The 16813-nt window shown below is 58.5% G+C and carries 17 protein-coding genes; 8 read left to right on the plus strand and 9 right to left on the minus strand.

Annotation, left to right across the window (positions count from 1 at the left end; all coding sequences use genetic code 11):
• Positions 1 to 138: 138 nt before the first annotated feature.
• Positions 139 to 2694 carry a ribonuclease R family protein gene (locus WA354_RS05700; protein ID WP_472812045.1) on the plus strand — a complete coding sequence of 852 codons (2556 nt, stop codon included), beginning with the start codon at positions 139 to 141 and terminating at the stop codon, positions 2692 to 2694.
• A gap of 15 nt (positions 2695 to 2709) precedes the next feature.
• Here the strand turns inward: WA354_RS05700 and WA354_RS05705 are convergent, their stop codons facing one another.
• The 9 genes from WA354_RS05705 to WA354_RS05745 form a co-directional block, all read right to left on the minus strand.
• Positions 2710 to 3075, minus strand: coding sequence for a DUF4870 domain-containing protein (locus tag WA354_RS05705; protein WP_472812046.1), 366 nt, complete (start codon positions 3073 to 3075; stop codon positions 2710 to 2712).
• A 135-nt stretch (positions 3076 to 3210) separates the two neighbouring features.
• Positions 3211 to 3570 (minus strand): DUF4870 domain-containing protein, encoded by a 360-nt coding sequence (locus WA354_RS05710; RefSeq protein ID WP_472812047.1) that lies wholly within the window; start codon positions 3568 to 3570, stop codon positions 3211 to 3213.
• Between the two features lie 335 nt (positions 3571 to 3905).
• On the minus strand, positions 3906 to 4736 hold the full coding sequence (locus tag WA354_RS05715) for a LytR/AlgR family response regulator transcription factor (RefSeq protein WP_472812048.1): 831 nt from the start codon (positions 4734 to 4736) through the stop codon (positions 3906 to 3908).
• Between the two features lie 473 nt (positions 4737 to 5209).
• Positions 5210 to 5746 carry a double zinc ribbon domain-containing protein gene (locus WA354_RS05720; RefSeq protein WP_472812049.1) on the minus strand — a complete coding sequence of 179 codons (537 nt, stop codon included), beginning with the start codon at positions 5744 to 5746 and terminating at the stop codon, positions 5210 to 5212.
• A 326-nt stretch (positions 5747 to 6072) separates the two neighbouring features.
• Positions 6073 to 6453 (minus strand): hypothetical protein, encoded by a 381-nt coding sequence (locus WA354_RS05725; protein ID WP_472812050.1) that lies wholly within the window; start codon positions 6451 to 6453, stop codon positions 6073 to 6075.
• Complete coding sequence (locus WA354_RS05730) at positions 6450 to 7112, minus strand: RNA polymerase sigma factor (RefSeq protein ID WP_472812051.1); 663 nt, start codon at positions 7110 to 7112, stop codon at positions 6450 to 6452. Before WA354_RS05730 ends, WA354_RS05725 begins: the two co-directional genes overlap by 4 nt.
• Before the next feature lie 94 nt (positions 7113 to 7206).
• Positions 7207 to 8571, minus strand: a complete 1365-nt coding sequence (locus WA354_RS05735; RefSeq protein WP_472812052.1) for a hypothetical protein — start codon at positions 8569 to 8571, stop codon at positions 7207 to 7209.
• Positions 8572 to 8978: 407 nt separating this feature from the next.
• Positions 8979 to 9740 (minus strand): hypothetical protein, encoded by a 762-nt coding sequence (locus WA354_RS05740; RefSeq protein WP_472812053.1) that lies wholly within the window; start codon positions 9738 to 9740, stop codon positions 8979 to 8981.
• Between the two features lie 320 nt (positions 9741 to 10060).
• Positions 10061 to 11032: an alpha/beta fold hydrolase gene (locus WA354_RS05745; protein ID WP_472812054.1), complete on the minus strand. Its 972-nt coding sequence runs from the start codon at positions 11030 to 11032 to the stop codon at positions 10061 to 10063.
• 346 nt (positions 11033 to 11378) lie between these two features.
• Here WA354_RS05745 and WA354_RS05750 point away from each other — a divergent pair, with 346 nt between their 5' ends.
• The 7 genes from WA354_RS05750 to WA354_RS05780 form a co-directional block, all read left to right on the plus strand.
• Entirely contained in the window at positions 11379 to 11678 is a 300-nt protein-coding gene (locus tag WA354_RS05750) for an ASCH domain-containing protein (protein ID WP_472812055.1), read from the plus strand.
• A gap of 145 nt (positions 11679 to 11823) precedes the next feature.
• On the plus strand, positions 11824 to 12744 hold the full coding sequence (locus WA354_RS05755; protein ID WP_472812056.1) for an ABC transporter ATP-binding protein: 921 nt from the start codon (positions 11824 to 11826) through the stop codon (positions 12742 to 12744).
• Between the two features lie 9 nt (positions 12745 to 12753).
• Positions 12754 to 13506, plus strand: a complete 753-nt coding sequence (locus tag WA354_RS05760) for an ABC transporter permease (protein WP_472812057.1) — start codon at positions 12754 to 12756, stop codon at positions 13504 to 13506.
• A 176-nt stretch (positions 13507 to 13682) separates the two neighbouring features.
• Positions 13683 to 14237 (plus strand): HdeD family acid-resistance protein, encoded by a 555-nt coding sequence (locus tag WA354_RS05765; protein WP_472812058.1) that lies wholly within the window; start codon positions 13683 to 13685, stop codon positions 14235 to 14237.
• 747 nt (positions 14238 to 14984) lie between these two features.
• Positions 14985 to 15845 carry a DMT family transporter gene (locus tag WA354_RS05770; RefSeq protein ID WP_472812060.1) on the plus strand — a complete coding sequence of 287 codons (861 nt, stop codon included), beginning with the start codon at positions 14985 to 14987 and terminating at the stop codon, positions 15843 to 15845.
• Between the two features lie 121 nt (positions 15846 to 15966).
• Positions 15967 to 16650, plus strand: coding sequence for a YdeI/OmpD-associated family protein (locus WA354_RS05775; RefSeq protein ID WP_472812059.1), 684 nt, complete (start codon positions 15967 to 15969; stop codon positions 16648 to 16650).
• A gap of 19 nt (positions 16651 to 16669) precedes the next feature.
• Positions 16670 to 16813: RNA methyltransferase substrate-binding domain-containing protein (locus WA354_RS05780; RefSeq protein WP_472812061.1), on the plus strand; the 144-nt coding region annotated here is incomplete at its 3' end.

Consider the following 16813-nt stretch of genomic DNA (forward strand, 5'->3'; position numbering starts at 1 on the left):
TCCCTGGGGGGATGCAGGCCGTTCGGTTCCGTCCGTGCGGCCTGTGCCTTTGTTCGAAGCTGCTCAAGATCGCGGAGAGCAGGTCGCACTCGACATCGTGACCCCTCATGGGCCGCTCTGTTGTCCTACTCTAGAGATATGACCGATCGGGAACTGCTGGCGCAGATTGCACGCTCTGCAGGCGGCAAAGCCGGATACAAGCAACTGGTGCGCGAGCTAGGCCTCGGCGGTGGCCGCGAACGTCGTCTGCTGCTCGAGCAGCTTGCCCGCATGACGGCGCGCGGCGATCTGGTGAAAACCGATCGCGAGCACTGGACCGTTCCCAAAAAATCCGGTGGCGGCACGCGTGACAATCTTGTTGCCGGCCGGCTCGATCTGCACCGCGACGGCTACGGGTTCGTGCGACCGAACGCAAGACAGGGTTCCCAAAGGGAAGACGACGTTTTCATCCCACCCGATGAAATTAATGGCGCCATGCAGGGCGCCCAGGTGCTGGTGGAGCTGGCGCCCCCCCGTGCCGATGGCCGCCGTCTGGGCCGCATCGCCCGCATCCTGGAGCGCCGAAACCCCACCGTCGTCGGTCTCTTTCACTACGCGCGCTCTGAACGCGAGATGGGCGATAAGGTCATTCCATTTGACGAGCGCATGACGCAGCACATCGTCATTCCATTCGGGCAAGAGTTCTCGCCTCCTGAGCAACCAGCCACCCCGCATCGCGTTCTCGGCAGCGAAGCCGCAGCTCCGTCGCATTACGACGATCTCGAGGGCATCGTCGTCGATGTTGAAATCACGAGCTGGCCCACGCCCACACGCCCTCCCATCGGTCGCATCATTGAGGTGCTAGGAGATCCCGACGACTTCGGCGTTGACGTGGAGATGATGATCCGCAAACATCAGCTTCCGCGCGTATTCCCTGACAAGGTTCTCGCCGAGGCCCGAACCGTCGCCTTTCTCGATGATGTCGAAGTGGATCGCCGCCGCGACTTCCGCGGACTCCCCATCGTCACCATCGACGGTGAAACCGCGAAGGATTTTGACGATGCGGTCCTCGTCACCGAGCGCGCTGATGGTGGATACGAACTCCAGGTGCATATCGCCGATGTCGCCGAATATGTCGGCGCAGGCACCGACCTCGATCTGGAAGCACGCCTGCGCGGCACCAGCGTCTATTTCCCAGACCGCGCCATTCCCATGCTGCCCCAGGAGCTTTCAACTAACATATGCAGCCTGCGCCCCAACGAAGACCGCCTCGTCCTGAGCTGCCTCATGCAACTCAGCGCGGCGGGCCGCATTGAAAGCTTTGAAATCGTCGAAGGCGTTATCCGATCAGCCGAACGCATGACCTACACCTCGGTGCACGCGATCCTCGAGGGCGATCCTGAAGCGCGCATCCGCTACGCTCCATTGGTCGCAGACTTCGAGCGCATGCGCCACCTTGCGGGGCTAATGAACAAGCGCCGCGAAGAGCGGGGCAGCATCGACTTCGACTTGCCTGAGCCAGTCATCGAGTTCGATGAACAAGGCCAGATGCGCGGCGTCACCAAGTCCGAGCGAACCTGGGCCAATCGCCTCATTGAAGAATTCATGCTCGCTGCCAACGAGTGTGTGGCCACCTGGCTCGAGGACCTCGGCGTGCCCTCGCTCTATCGCATTCACGAGAAACCCGAACCGCGCCGCGTAGCGCAATTTGAAGAGCTTGCCGCCAGCTTCGGCTACTCCCTTGGCCTTGGCCCGCTTCCGGTCAAGCGCATCCAAACCCGCGGCGACCGGCGCGATGCGCAGCGCAGTGGTCGACAGGCCCGCACCCACGAAGTACCTGAAGACATCGCCGTTACGCCAAAGATGTATCAGAAGCTGGCGGCGCGCATCGAAGGCGAACCCGAGGAGCGCATCCTCAGCTACCTCATGCTGCGCTCACTCAGCCAGGCGCGCTACTCCGAGATCAACGAAGGACACTTCGCGCTCGCTGCGCCTACCTATACGCATTTCACTTCGCCCATTCGCCGCTATCCCGACCTCATCGTTCACCGCATAACGAAATCGCTGCTGCGCGACGGCGTAGTGGGCCGTGCCCAAGTCGCCGAAGGACGACACGGCTCACCCTGGACGCACCCTCACGAAGCGCTGAAGGGTATCGTCATCTACCATGCTAAAAAGCTGAAGCCAGGCGAAGGCTTCCGCGGAGAGCCGCCGATTCCCGAAGCCGAGCTGGCGCAGATCGCCGAGGAATCCAGCCAGGCCGAGCGCCGCGCTGCCGAAGCAGAACGCGAGCTGGTGGAGTGGAAAAAGGTGCGGTTCATGGAGAACCGGGTAGGTGAGGAATTTGCCGCCCTGGTTCTCAACCCCACCAAGTACGGCTTCTTCGTCGAACTCACCGACCTGTTTGTCGAAGGCCTGGTTCCGATCGACACGCTGCGCGACGACCGCTACACGTGGCGCGAAAACACGCACGAGATCATTGGCGAGCGCTGGGGGCGCCGCTTCCGCGCCGGCGATCGTGTGCAGGTGATCCTCGATCGCATCCTCGCGCAAGAACGCCGCCTTCAGTTCTCCGTTGTGGAAGAGGGCATTGCTCTTACAGGAAAGAAGCAGCCGAAATCGCCGCCGAAGTCGAAGGCAAACAAGCGCAACGAGAACTCAGCCTCCGGGTCGAAGAAAAAGAACCGGCAGATCCGGAAGCCAAAACGTCGCTAGCAGGCAAATACGCTCTCAGGCGCCGGCCTGTTGCGCGGCGAACTTGCCGATAATCGGAAGCTCGTATCTCTCTCCCTTCAGTGCCTTCACGAAGGCGATGATCCACACGATCAATATGCCCAGAGAGGCAAAGGGAAGAATGACCCAGCCGATCACGGGAATAATCCCGAGAACGATCTGGACCGCGATCGCGGCAATGCCGAGAAAGATGCACTGCCATGCGTGGAAGCGCACAAATGAGTTCTTGTTGTAGGGCTCCACCAGCAGAAAGACGATCGCCGGAATGATGGTTATGTAAGCGATCGCTCCGGCGGCGTTGTCGGATAAACCGGTTTGCGCGGCCTGTGGTGGGACGGGTGTGTACTGCGGGGCATCGGACATGGCTGCTCTCCTTCGCTTGGAACCTGGACGGAATCCGGAACTACAGGAAAAGAGCGAATGTTTTCAGAAATCACCGACGTGGCGCTGAGGAGGTAAGAGCGAGCCGCGTCAGGAGACTCTATCGTGCCCCAAAGACTACTTCATCGCAAGCTTTTGAGCAATAGTCCCCAGCAGCGGGATCCGGAACTGCTTCCCGTTCATCGCCCGGAAAACGCACAAGAGCCAGAGGACCAGCCAAATCAGCGAGATAATCCTGAACGTATAGGCGAGAGAAACCGTGCCAAGGAACAGTGTAAGAAGCGCAATCATTCCGAGAATGATGTCGACTACAAAAACGGCAATCGTGAACAGAACCGATTGCCAGGCGTGAAAGCGAACATAGCTGCTGTCCTTATACGGAGGAATAAGAAGAAAGACGATGGCCGGAAGAAATGTGAAGTAGGAGATTGCGCCGGCTGCGTTCTCTGAGATTCCCGGTCGTGTCGTAACGGTCATAGGATTTCCTTCCGTACTCAACCCATTTCTGGCCGCTTCGGTAGATTTTGACGCATCGGTGTCGTGCACCAAGGCGGATCAGACTCCCGCGCAGCAAGACAAATAGATCAGTGAATTGACTTTAGGGTGAACGCCAACGCAAGCGGAAGTCAAGCGGAATCACCATTGTGCTCGCGCTGCAGTACCGCGGGAAGCTCCCTGGAACAGATGCTGTGGATCGGGTCGATTCTGCGCTCGGTCAACAACTCAGGATCGTCACACACATTGCCCGCGCGCTCATCCACGGCCCATTCGCGCCCATCGCCCGGCTTGTAAACCCCGCGCCAGTTCAAGTGCTATAAGTTAAACAACTCCCGCAACCGCTTGGTCTGCGCCCGGCTCACCGGAATCTCCGTCTGCTTCTTGTCATTCATCCGCAGCTGGTAGGTCGATTTGAACCACGGCACCACCTCGCGAATCTGGTTGATGTTCACCACAAAGCTGCGATGCGCGCGCCAGAACATCGCCGGATCCAGCTGATCCAGCAACTCCTCAATCGTTCTGCACTTCGACTGTCCTTCAAACTGTTGCGTCACCACGCGAATCACGCCGTCGTCGATTTCGGCGAAGCAGATCTCCGCCTGGTCCACCAGCAGCAGCCTGCTTCCGGCCTGCACAATCAGCTTCGCCCGTTGCGCCCCGCGCGCCGCACCCTGCGGGCTCTTCAACAAACTCAGCAGCGCATCCAGTTGCGATTCAATCGGCGAATCCCCATTCGCTGCCGCACCGCCGTTCGTCGTGCGTCCTCGTACCCGCTCAAGGGCCTTGTCTACACGTACCTGATCGAACGGTTTCAGCAGGTAGTCCACCGCATTCACGTCAAACGCCCGCACTGCGTACTGGTCATATGCCGTCGCAAACACAAACTGCGGCAGGCTCCATGGACCGCCGTTTTTTTGCTCGCGATGCCGATCCATCACCCTCTGGATCACCGCAAATCCATCCAGCCCCGGCATCTGCACATCCAGAAAGACGAGGTCCGGATGATGCTCTTCAATCAGTTCCACTGCCTCGATGCCATTGGCCCCCTGCGCCACCACTTCAACATCCTTTGCCGACTCCAGCAGGTAAGCAAGCTCGTCGCGAGCCAGTTGTTCGTCGTCGATGATCAGCACAGAAATTGTCATGCAAAGCGAACCGCCGAACGGCGGTGCCACATCAGTTTACCTCCCCAAGCGCGCTGATCGTTACGGCCTTTGCGTGCGGGGCAGAAGCGGAACGCAACTCCAAATGAAATTCGGGGTCTAAGCAGAAACAACCTGGGGACCAAACACGCCAGATAATGCTCTCCTGGACATCTCGAGGTCACGCCCGGATCAAAGAAAGACTTAAAGGGATCGACAATTGAGCAATCAAAATAGCTCCGACAATAGCACCTGCCGAGTCTTTGTGCTCATTGTCTTCCTGATGGTCGTCTGCGCTTTTCTTCTCGGCGTCGGCATGTCCGGACACTCGACCATAAGACTCCGGCGGCATTTTTCAACTGCAGCGCCGGCCAATGATCGCTAAATTTCCTATGGATACGCAACAGGCGTGCTTCAGCAAGTTTCAGCGAATACCTTCAACTGCCTTAGATCGTCTCCGCCAAAAACGACGGCCCCTATTCCCTGGTCCCGATCCCCTGCAATCTCAGCCGCGCCGGCATCCGGTCGTTTTCCAATTCATGCCCGCATCGTGTGCAGTACTGATCGGTACCGCGCACTGTCCTGAAGCAGTTCCCGCAACTCGCAGTTAGTTGGTAATTGCACTGCGGGCAAAAATGGAAATCGCCCTGCACATGTGTTCCGCACGCTGGACACCTCGAAGCCAGGGGCGCCCGCAGCAGGAAGTACAGCACCGCGCCAATCCCGCCCGGCATCACAAAGCAGATCAGCATCCAGAACCGCGAACTCATCGCTCGCCGCGGTGCATCCTTGCTCACGTACCCCACCATCAGGAAGTACAGCGACGCCAGCAACCCCCACGAAACGTTCATGTAGATACGCAAACCCAACGGGGGAACATGGTGCTGGGTCTGCGGGAAAACCAGCCAGAAATAGTACTCCACCAGTACAAACACCGCCGCTGCGATCACAATCGACCACACCGGCACCAGCCGAGTATCTTCGTTCGGATTGATCAGTTCAGGTTCACGCATAAAAGGTCGAACCCTCATCCGGAGGGGCCCGCAGCAATTCAGCTCTGCCGAATGCTATTCAATGGACGGCCATCAACGCTGCGAAGTTGCGACTGAGTATAGAGGAATTGGGGTGGAAACGCGAAGGTTCCTGGCTGAACCGCATCTTGATAACGTGTTGAAAAACCAATTCAGCCGCGAGTTCTGTATCGCTGACAATCTGGCGAAAAACCAATTCCGACGCGAGTTTTGTATCAGGGCATGACTTCAGTCATGCCGCAAGTTGCACAGAATGAATGAGGGCTTTAGCCCCTGTGCGAGCGCCTGAATCCTCCCCAGCCAGGCTCTTACGATTTCCGCCGCAACCATCCCGCCAGCAACGCCGAGGCCAGTAGCGCCGTTACCGAGAAGAATCCCCAAACGGCCAGCTCGCTTACCAAGCTTGTCAAATGCTCTTCTTCAATCAGGGTATCGGCCACCCACCACACCGGCGGACCCACCACAAAGAACACCACCAGCGTAGCCGCCAGCGCCATCGCGCGGATCCGTTTCCGGCCCGCCCGCTGTTCCTGCATCACTCCTGCTGAAGCCATTACCACTCGACGCGTCTTGTCCGCCGTTGCCCGATCGCGATCACCGCTGAATCCTGCCATGGCTTCCACCGGGTCGCCACGTGTGGCTCCATCACGGTTGTGGACCGCTCTAATCGCGGGCCCCGGAGCGGTCACACGGCCTCCCGGCGATGCGCTTGCGCGCGTTCCCGTTCCAGGTGCGGCTTGATCGACGCCATCCCCCGGTACAGACGCGATTTCACCGTCGACAACGGTGCCCGCGTCACCTTCGCAATCTCTTCGAGCGACAGGTCCTCGTGGAATCGGAGCACCAGAACCTCGCGGTACAGCGTATCCAGTTTCAGCAGCGCGATTCCAATCTGCTCCCGGTCCTCAACGTTCGACATGCGGTCAAACGGCCCCGGCTCGTGATCGGCAACCTCAAATGTCATCGGCCGGTCGTCGTCGCCGCCTGCCTCAAAAAGCTCGTCCAGGCTGCTCATCGTCCGCTTGCGCCGCTGATCGATCACCAGGTTGCGTGCAATCGTAAACAGCCAAGTCTCAAAACGTGCCTTGCCGTTAAACTGCCCGCCACGGGTCAGAACCCGCATCCAGACCTCCTGAAAGAGGTCCTCTGCCATCTCGCGGTTCCCCGTCAAGAACAGCAAATACCGTAGCAGCCGGTGCTGAAAACGTACGATCAGCTCGTCGATAAGCCCCACATCCTGGCGCTTAAGTCCTTCTGCAACAGCAAGATTCTCCTGCCGAACCTGTTCCTCGGCGGCGGAGACAGCACCCGGAGCAAACAACGAGCGAATGGCCGAAACGGTACTCATCTTGCTCAATTAGACGTCAATCCCTCGCCCAAAGCCGCAAAAAAGAAAGCGTTTGCACCAAAAATACAGCGATTTACTGAGCCAGGTTGATGGCTCAGTGCGTCAAAGGCAGCCTTTGCCGCGCGGCCGGCAGTTGAAAAATCTGGACCGCGCCTGCGTTGAGGATGGCAACGCGCAGCCCTGACGGCGAAATCGCTACATTGCCGCCGCCATCGAGAATCGGGGTGAGCGGCGCCTCCAGCACCGTCTTGCCATCAGCCGTATCGAACACTTTCAACATCTGCCCCTGGATATCGCTCGCCCCCAGCAGATGTTTATAGTGTTCGGCCGAGAATTTCAGCAGTAGCGTCTCCCGTGCGATGCGCGAACCGTCAGGCGCCGTCACCAGCAATGGCCACATCGTATTCGTCGCGGGCTTGGTCTCCCACAGCAATTTTCCGCCCGTCGATAATGCCGCCAGCTTCCACCCGCCGTTTGGATCGCACGTGGTCACCAGCAATTCTGATTCGGAGACAAAGCTGTACTTCGGCGGGCACCTCGATACCACCCGGGCCAACTCCCGGGCCCCTCCCGCGTAGTAGTTCAACATCAGAGCCCACTGGAAGTTGCTGTCTTGCGACCTCATGAGATAACCATCGGAATTCATAGGCCAGTCTGAGGTCTGGGAAGTCCACGGGAATCGGCTGACACGTATCACGTCGCCCGATGCCCGCTTGATCGTGCGTGACACAAGCTCACCCTGCTCGGCGGGTCTCGGCCCCTCCGCAGTCGCGGCTGGCGGATCCGCGACAGGAAGGTTGCCCTCCCCGGACTTCTGCGCAGCAGTTGCTGACTCAAGGGAGTTGGTGATCATAAACTGCTGCCCGGGATCCATCTGGATCCAGAGCAGTCGGCCCGGGAAATGCAGGTAAGGTTTCGTCTTCAACTCTGCGTCGCCCTCATCTAGACCATCGGGTCCGCGCAGCAGAAAATGCCCATCTTTGAGCATCCACAGATAGCGCGATCGGTCGGGCGCGATAAATTCCGCCTGAGACTCGATTTTGCCGCTCTGAATCGCCACCACCAGGGCCCGAATCCGTTGCTCTTTGCCTTCGCTTTTGTCATCGCTATCACGCTCGATGAGTCCCGACACATGAAAGGTGAACAGAATCCGGTCCTCGTCGAGGAAATCCAGGCTTACCAGGCTCTGCTGGCGCAGAAGGTAGTTGTCACCGGGAATGGAAAAGCCAAGCGGACCGAAAGGAATCGAGAACGCCGGGGCCACGCTGGGATTTTGGGGATATTGGTCGAGGATCTTTTGAGGCCGCTTGTGGCGTAGCGGCACGTTGGCCGATGGCAAGGGGGGATACTCCGGAGAATACTGCCCGTATACGATCGAGGTCGCTGCCAGAAGAAGCCACAACCCCGTCAAACCTGCCGAAATTCGAACCCGTCCAACGATAAATGCAATGCTCACCATGCGATTCCCTGTGAAACCGAGAGAAACCTTGTAATGCCGGTTATACCCCACACGACGTCAACGTCTGAAATCTTTCCAGCCACGACCCGAAGCGCCTCATACCCAACCTCCGGCCCACCCGTCATTCCATCGTGTCACGTCCGCAGGAAACGCAGCACCCTCCATTCCTCTTCCGGGGTTACCTCTGGATGAACCCTAATTCGCCCGACGGGAAGTGGAAATCCGATCGAAATAGGCCACTCGTCATACCACTCCGTAACCTGGCGGCCGGTGAGTAGGAAGCAAAAAAACAACTGCTGGAAACCGCCAGCAGTTGCTCGAGGAAGAACGTTCCCGGATTTTGCCGTCCACGTCGGCCGAGGAGCGGGTTCTCCCCGTCTCTCTCGCGGCAGCTCGCAGTAGCCGCCTTACTTAGTCGGGGCCGGGGGAAGATAACTCAGATCCGGCTCGAAACGATATTCGTTGACTTCAGCCTGCACAATCAGCGGCCGGACCTTAACAAGCAGAGCCTGGTAACCTTCCTTACCAAGTGCCTTTTCGATGCCCAGTGGTTCATCGAGATCGGCCCATTTGTCCATGGCGATCACTGAGGAAACCTGCGTATTCGGTGCGCCGTACCGCGCTTCCGCGAAGATATAGGTCTTTAGTCCGCCCTTCTGCGCCGCCGGCAACACGTCGCTCTTCACCAGGTCGAGGTACTCCTTGTATTTCTCGGGACGCACCACGGTCGTCAAAACCCGAACCATCTTCGGCATTTCCGTGCTCGTCGGCAGGCTCAGATCCGGCTGGATCTCTTCAATGGTCCTACGCCAGCTTGCTGCGCAATCGACCATCCGCGTTTGCAGCCTCGCCAGGTCTCCGGCATCATCCTTCGTGTTCGGGTCCGCGCCGGCATCGAGTTCCGACCATTTGCTGTGATACGAGACAATCGCATACTCGCGGGGACCGGTCAGCGACATCCAGACGGAGCTATAGCGAGTCGAATTGTCTTTCTTCATCAATGCGTGAAGTTCTTTGAGTTCAGTCTGGAAATCGCCGATGCGGTCCGGCTTGACGCTCACGAACGTGATGCTCCGAATGTTCTGAGCTGACGCTACGGTTACCATTCCTGCCGCAATGGCCGCTATGGCCACCCATCGACAGACAACACTTCCTGGATTGATCCCCATGAATTCCCTCCTTGTTGCAAGCCGGGACACTGCTGGCCGCGGCATTCGAAGGTCCGGAGTTTCAGCCGAACGTTATCTTGCTGAAGACCTCAGCGAAAGGGGGCCGGCATCGAGGTCTTCAAAATCAGCAGAGCCTGGATTCTGTTTGGGAAGCTGTAATCGCTGGAGTATACACCGGCCACAACGGGCACACGCAAAGAGACTGACTTGCAAAGAGCCGACGTGTCTGATCGACTGCTCCATCTCTTGAGAGGTGCTGGTCTTCTCGTAGCCTCTCCCCTGATGTTCGCCAGGCGCTCTTGCGATGGGAATGTTCTGGTTCAGATTCCAGGCGACAAATGCCGCGAAGCGCCAGAGTGGCTGGTCCGCATCGCGACAGAGGGGGCTCGTTGCGCGTTGCTTATACGCGGTGTGGACAATGAATCGCGGCCGAGCCAGTCCAGCATGATGCGATTCGACTCCTGGGGGTTCTCTTCGAATACAGAGTGTCCGCAACCCGGCAGCACGATAAGTTCTGAAGCGCGGAGTTTACGCTTCAGCTGCATAGCGGAGCTCAGACTGACCGTACAGTCGCCATCACCCCACACCAGCAGAATTGGGATCCTTTTCACCCGGCGGATAGCCGCTTTCAGCTTGATCATCTCGGCGCACCAGCAGCGAATAACGCCAAGAACGTGTCGCAGAGTATCGGGATTACGGAGGCCCACGACAATCTCCTGCAAACATCGATCGACCACGCGATCGGGACCTCCATACATCGGCCCCAGAGCGATGCGCTGAAGCGGTGCCGGAAGATAAGGCAGCGTCCAGGCCAGAAGCTCGCCCCAGCGAGTGCTGTAGATGCGCACCATAGCGTCACTTGCGCGGCTGTAGGGGTTGGCAGGTGCGAAGAGAATGAGCCTGCGCACGCGCCTTCGATGCAGCGCTGCAAGCATCAGGGCGATGGCTCCCCCATGCGAATGGGCGACGATGTCGGCCTCGCCAAGGTTGAGGGCGTCCATGATTGCGATGATGTGATTGGCGGTGGCCGAAAGCCCCGCATCCAGATCTCCGACCCGTTGGGACTTACCCATGTTCACCAGGTCGATCGCGTAAACGCTGGCCTCCCTCGCGAGGGCATCGATGTTATTCCGCCAGTCTTCACTCGAACCAACAAGCCCATGGATGAGCACAATCGGCTTGCCATTTCCCGCGTGGAGATAGCGCACGCGCGCCCCGGCCACATCAACGAATGCCTCTTCGTATTTCAGTTGGGGAGCCTCCTGCTCCACGGCAAGACTCCTTTCTTGCAAGTCCCCAATCATCCCGCACGACTAGTTATTCGAGGCCCGTTCTTCCACGCGCCACAAAACTGCGAGCGAATTATTGGATGTGGAAAAATCCCGAAACGTGATCTGGGTTTTAGACGTCGTTGGGTCAACCGCGCCAGAAGCGATGATCAGACCCGAAGCAGCTGCCAGGTTTGCTTGAAGTTCCTGATCATGTTCGTGGTTTGGATTTGGGCGGTGAAGAGCGGTCCGCAATTTTCTTGAAGCTCGGCCATCCAATGCTTTCTCAGGCGCAACCAAAGCTTCGCAGCGTTTCCAGACCGTAGCGGCCCGCTCTAAGGCAGCCTGGGACCGGCGTACACTCGCTCTCATGATGTTCACCAAGCGCCTCCGCGATGGGGTTCGCCGCGGAGACATCACCTGCAGCGTCCGCATCTGGAAGAGTCCCCGCGTAAAAACGGGCGGCCGCTACCGCATGGAAGAAGGCGAAATCGAAGTGGATTCGGTCGAATCCATCGGCTTCCCGGATATCACCCCCGAACTGGCTCGCGAATCGGGATTCCTCGGCGTCCTCGACCTGCTCAAAGTCGCCAAACACGGCAGCGGCGAAAAGATCTACCTGGTCCGCTTCCACTACATCCCTCCACCCAGATCCAAACCGCGTGCTTGATTGTTGACATAACCGAATACTGAATCGGTCTGCCGTCCCAGCGACCGGTCCGATCCGTGTCCTCACTCGCCGGAACTTTGATTCGGCTGAAGAATTACACTGAACATTCCGCTTCAGGTTCAGTGCATCCTCGATCGAAAACATCATGCGTCCAGTCATTGAGGTCTCCGGTGTTCGCAAGACCTACGGCAAAACGGTGGCCGTCGCGGACGCATCATTCGAGGTCCATGAGGGCGAAATCTTTGGACTAATCGGGCCCAACGGAGCAGGGAAGACCACCACCATGGAGTGCGTCGAAGGCCTTCGCAAACCCGACAGCGGCACCATCGCGGTGCTTGGCCTCGATCCTTTCCGGCAGGTTTACAAGCTGCAGGATCGCATCGGCGTGCAGCTTCAGCAGGCCCAGTTGCAGAAGCGAATCAAGGTCTGGGAAGCAATCGACCTGTGGGCATCGTTATATGGAAAGAAGCCCGTCGATGCAAAGCGGCTGCTCGACCAGCTCGGCCTCGCCGACAAGCGAAACGCCTGGTTCATGAATCTCTCCGGAGGTCAGAAGCAGCGGCTGTCCATCGCTCTCGCCTTGATCAACGATCCCGAAGTGGTGTTTCTGGATGAGCTGACAACCGGCCTCGATCCCCAGGCGCGGCACGCCATCTGGGATCTTGTGCGCGATATCCGCGTGCGTGGCAAAACGGTGTTTTTGACAACCCATCTGATGGAAGAGGCCGAGCGGTTATGCGACCGGGTCGCCATCATGGAGCACGGCCGGATCATCGACATCGATACACCGGAGAAGCTCGTCCGCAGGTACTGCCCGGAGCGCACCGTCGTTCTCGACGTGGAGGACCCAGGCGACGCTGGTGCCCACTTTCAGACGATTCCAAAAGTAGAGTCGGTGACCTGCGCCAGCCTGCGATTCACCATTCGCGGACAGGGCGATGACCTGGTCACCGAAGTAATCCACTGTCTGTCTGAGAATCGCATTCGAGTAACGGATTTCCGCACCATTCTCCCCAACCTTGAGGATGTTTTTCTCAAGCTCACCGGCCGCTCCATTCGTGAATAGGACAAAACAATGATGCTGCGCGGGCTCCTCAAACTAACGTGGATTGAGATCAAGGTCTTCATGCGCGAGCCGCTGGGCGCGATCGGCACCATCGCTATTCCCGTCCTGCTGTACGTCGTGCTCGGACGCATAGTCAGCTCCAGACCCGCACCGCCTCCATTGGCCGCCAGCGGTTTTCCCGTGGTTCATCTTCCCGTCCTCATTGCGCTGCTGATTTCAATCAACACCGTGCTTTCGCTCGTTACCATCATCTCGATTTACCGGGAGGGCGGCATTCTCAAGCGGCTTCGTGCAACGCCGCTGCGTCCCCAGACCATCCTTGCTGCCCACGTGATCGTCAAGCTGCTGCTCACCGCGGCAACCTTGGCCTTGATGTTCCTTGCGGGCAAACGCTACTCCCCTCCCGGCGAGCATGTCCCGTGGCTTTCATTCACCATCGCGCTCCTCATCAGCACCTGGAGCATTCTTTCCATCGGCTTCGTCATCGCCAGCCTGGTTCCCACGGCGCGTTTTGCGCAGCCCGTCGGTGCCGTCATCCTCTATCCGATGATCGCCTTGTCTGGGCTCTTCGTAAGCATCGCGAATCTGCCTCCCGTATTGCGCTCCGTGGCGCGAGTATTGCCCTTGACGTACGCTGTGCGTCTGCTCGAAGGCATCTGGACCGGTGATAGCTGGCTGGTCCACCTCAATGACGTCGCGGCCTTGGCTGCGTTTTTTCTCGTCTTTACGGTGATCTCAGCAAGGGTATTTCGGTGGGAGTAGCAAGCTCGCGCGAACTGATTCCGCGGCCTCTTTCACTCGATTGCATTCAACTGTAATTTCTGACAGTTTGTTTCCGTCATTAGCGCTTTTAGAATGTGGACGGCAAAATCGGTCCTGGGAAGCTCAAGCCGGAATGCGGCTTCCGCTATCGGATTTGAACCAGCCTTGGAGGAAACATGACTGACACAATCATCGGCGGAATCAAGCGTGCGTCGGGATGGTCCATCGTTCTTGGCGTGCTCATCATCTTGCTCGGGATCATCGCGATGATGGCCCCGCTGGCCACCGGCGTCATCGCCGTGTACATCTTGGCGTGGACCGCAATCTTCGGCGGTATTGCCCAGATCATCTATGCTTTTCAAGCCCACTCAGGTGGACGCACCTTTCTGGAACTGATTCTGGGGGTGGTCTACCTCATCGCCGGTTTCTACTTGGTTTCGCATCCCCTCGCCGGACTTCTGACTCTAACTCTGATCCTGGGTCTCCTGCTGGTTGGGTACGGAATTGTTGCGCTGATTCTGGCGTTTCAAATGCGTCCTGCCAAAGGCTGGGGCTGGGTGTTGTTCGACGCAGTGGTCACCGTTCTGCTTGGTTGCATGATCGTTGCCCATTGGCCCATAAACTCGGTGTGGATCATCGGCACCCTGTTCGGCATCAGCATTCTCTTCAGAGGAATAACGCGCCTGATGATCTCGCTGGCGCTCCGTCGCGTCGCGTCGTCGGTGGCGTAAGAGCCAGGTAACCTCAGCAAGAACCGGAGAATCATCGCAGCATAACTGCGCCTATCCCCCGACCCGAAGTGCGCGACACGTGTGTCGATTGATTCGTTCGCTTGGCGATCCCGGCAGGTGACCAACTCATCGGTCATTACTCACCCTCTTCGGCAGAAATGAAGGTCTGTGCCCCATCGGGTAACCCTCTGGGTCGGCGGCTTCATCGCGATGAGTGGGTTTCGAAGCCTCGCCGCTACCCTGACAGATTTCAACCACACTCGAATGCTGTGGGCGGGTGGCCCCGGTCCCGATGATTGTTCCCAACTACACTGAGGGTGCCCCCGGTCCCTCGCCTTTGGGGACCGGGGATAGCGAAGATTCGTGGCGTTGGTCTCCACATCTCGGCGCGTCACGTCGTCCCAAGGAGCAAAGTTCTAGAATCGTCCACCAGCGCCGACCATTGATTTCGTTCGATTGATTTTTTCGCTTGGCAATTCCGGCAGGTGATTCATCCATTGTTCATCATCCCCTCTTCCGCGAGATGAAGGCCTGCGCCCCGTCGGGGAACCCTCTGGGTCGGCGCTTTATCGCGATGAGTGGGTTCGTTAACCTAGCCGCCCAACGCGCTCTCTAAACAGATTCCATTCGCCAACCCCGCTGTTACCCTGATCTCAAGCCAACCCTGGTCCTACCATCCTGACCACGACTCCCCAACCCGATCTCTTTCAAATCGAGGCGCCTGATCGCCCCTCAGATCTCACCGCGATTCTTCTCGCCGTCACTGGCTTCACGTGCTGGGTATTTGCCGACAGCATTATGAAGATCGTGGGCCGCTCCGCCCTGCCCGCTTACCAGGTCATCGGTTTCCTCGGACTCTTCATCGCGGGCTTTCTCATCCTTTACACACTCGCTCGCCGCGACACGTCATCGCTCTGGCCGCAAAGGCCTCGCCGCCAGCTACTCCGCTCCAGCCTCGACCTGGTCAACAATCTCTGCGTCGTCGTCGCCCTGCGCCACGTGCCGCTCACGCTCTTTTACATCCTTGTCTTCCTGTGTCCCGGCGTCATCACGATCCTTGCCGCAATTTTCCTTCATGAACACCCCGGCCTGCGCAAGTCGATGGCCATCGCCATTGGGTTTGCGGGCGTGGTTATCGCGGTCAATCCCTTCAGTTCGTCGCGACAGGGCGACTGGATCGGCTACGCAGCTTGCCTCACCTGCGTCGCCTGCTTCTCAGTCAACATGGTGTGGTCGCGCGTGCTCACGCGCACTGAGACACCTGAAAGCCTGACCATCTTCTCGGGCGTGGTAATGGCTGTAGCCGGATTCGGCTGCATGCTGTGGCACATGGAACCACTTACAGGGCGGTTGTTGCTGGCGCTGCTGGCGATGGGCGCGTTTGGCGCAGGGGGAAGCATCTGCTTCTTTGTTGCGCTCCGCCACACCACGGCCGCAAACGTCTCCCAGTATCACTACACTCAACTCGTCACCGGCGCTATTGTTTCCTTCCTCGTATTTCACGAACTGCCCACGGTGTGGATGCTCCTCGGCGGATCGCTCATCATCGCCTCCGGCCTCTATGTCGCATTCCTCGCATCAACAGCCTCACGCGATGTTCTGCGCTGACTATCCTGAAATGAGTACTTTGCACGGAATCGTTAAAAAACGGAAATCGCCCTCGTTGGCGCCGACGCCGGTTTCACCGGCACAACACCACTGAAACCTGCAAAACTGGGGTCCCAGCGCCGTGAACGACAAACTCACCAGATCCTTTCGCGCTCCGCTCGAAGCCACCGGCACCTCGCTTCGGTGGGTCATCGCCCGTGTCCCCATCGATCTCAAAAAGGCGTGGCCGATGTGGAAGAGCCGCCGCATCTTCGGCGAGATCAACGGGTTCGCCTTCAAGACCGCGCTCATTCCGGCCACAAAAGGCCAGGGACACGTCCTCATCGTGAATAAGAAAATGCAGGCCGGTGCTCATGTCAGGGCAGGAGAGCGCGCACTCATCAAGCTCACTCCAGACCTCGGCGAACTCGTCATCGATCTGCCCCCCGAATTCGCAAAGATCCTAAAGCAGGATCGCGCGCTGAAGAAGTTTTTCGAAGCCATGAGCCCATCCATGCGCAAAGGCTTCACCAACTTCATCGCCGACGCCAAATCTGCCGATACGCGCCAGAAGAGAGCCGAAGCCATCGCCGAGAGCCTGTTGCTCGCCATGGAAGGCGAAGTGGAACCTCCGCCGATCCTGCGCGTAGCATTTCAACGCCAGCCCGAAGCCGGCCGGGGATGGGAACTGATGACGCCAACGCAGCGCAAAAATCACCTCCTCGGCATCTTCTTTCCGCAGACCGTTGATGGTCGCGAGCGACGCGCTGCCAAAGCCGTCGAGAGCTGCATCGCTGTAGCGAACCGGCGCCGCCCGAAGCCGTAGCGCCATCTACACTAATGACATGGAAGTTCTCTACGGCGTACACCCGGTTGCTGAGGCTCTCAAAGCCGGCCGACGCCGCTTCGATCACGTTATTGTCGCCGCCGAGCGCCACGATGAACGCCTCGCGCGCCTCGTCGCCGATTGCAAACAGGCGGGCGTGCGC

The organism is Occallatibacter sp. (assembly GCF_049802275.1).
Classification (GTDB): domain Bacteria; phylum Acidobacteriota; class Terriglobia; order Terriglobales; family Acidobacteriaceae; genus Telmatobacter.